1 protein-coding gene is annotated in these 1,073 nt (G+C 78.8%); it reads left to right on the top strand.

Annotation, left to right across the window (positions count from 1 at the left end; genetic code table 11):
• A partial coding sequence (locus MXD58_RS25345; protein WP_284678859.1) for a helicase-related protein occupies positions 1-1,073 on the top strand: 1,073 nt, incomplete at both ends.

Here is a 1,073-nt window from a genome sequence, read left to right as displayed (position 1 = left end):
GGGCCGGGGTGCTGGTCGCGCCGCCCGGCACGGGAAAGACGACGCTGGTCCCGCTCGCGCTCGCCGACCACGTGCCCGGCCGGGTCCTGGTCGTCGAGCCGAGGCGGATCGCGGTCCGCGCCGCGGCCCGGCGGATGGCCGCTCTCGCCGACGCGGGTGTCACGAGCGGGGCCATGACCCGGGCGGATGGCTCGGGCCGCGGCGGCGCCGGTCGCGGGAGTGTCGGTCGCCGGAATGTCGGTCGCGACGACGCGGGTGGCGGCGAGGTTGGTGGGGCGGTCGGTTACACGATCCGCGGCGAGCGCAGGACCGGGCCGTCGACCAGGGTCGAGGTGGTCACCACCGGCGTGCTCGTCCGGCGGCTGCAACGCGACCCCGAGCTGCCCGGCGTCGACGCGGTCGTCCTCGACGAGTGCCACGAGCGGCACCTCGACGCCGATCTGGCGCTCGCGTTCCTGCTCGACGCCCGTGCCGCGCTGCGTCCCGACCTGCTCCTGCTCGCCGCCTCCGCGACCGCGGACACCCGGCGCCTCGCCGCGATGCTCGGCGCTCCCGCCCAGCCCGCGCCGGTCATCGGAACGGACGCCTCGATGTACGACGTCGAGGTGCTCTGGGCGCCTCCGCCGGGGGTGATCACGCCGGCGCACGGCCTGCGGGTCGACCCGAAGCTGCTCGACCACGTCGCCGCGACCGTCGGGCGCGCGCTGCGGGAGACGACCGGGGACGTGCTCGTCTTCCTGCCCGGCGCCGGTGAGATCGCCGCCGTCGCCGGCCGCCTCGCCGCGCACCGGGACGCCGTCGACGTGCTCACCCTGCATGGCCGCCAGAGCGGCGGCGCGCAGGACGCGGTGCTGCGCCCCGGCCCGCGCCGCCGGGTCGTGCTGGCCACCGCGGTCGCGGAGAGCAGCCTGACGGTGCCCGGCGTGCGGGTCGTCGTCGACGCCGGCCTGGCCCGCTCCCCCCGGATGGACCACGCCCGCGGGCTGGGCTCGCTGGTCACCGTGCGGGTGTCGCGGTCCTCCGCCGGTCAGCGCGCGGGCCGGGGGGGGGGGGGGGGGGGGGCGGGGGGGGGG

Source organism: Frankia sp. AgKG'84/4 (assembly GCF_023242965.2).
Classification (GTDB): Bacteria; Actinomycetota; Actinomycetes; order Frankiales; family Frankiaceae; genus Frankia.
Note: the sequence above shows the minus strand (reverse complement) of the source record. Positions and strands in the feature narration are given on the sequence as shown.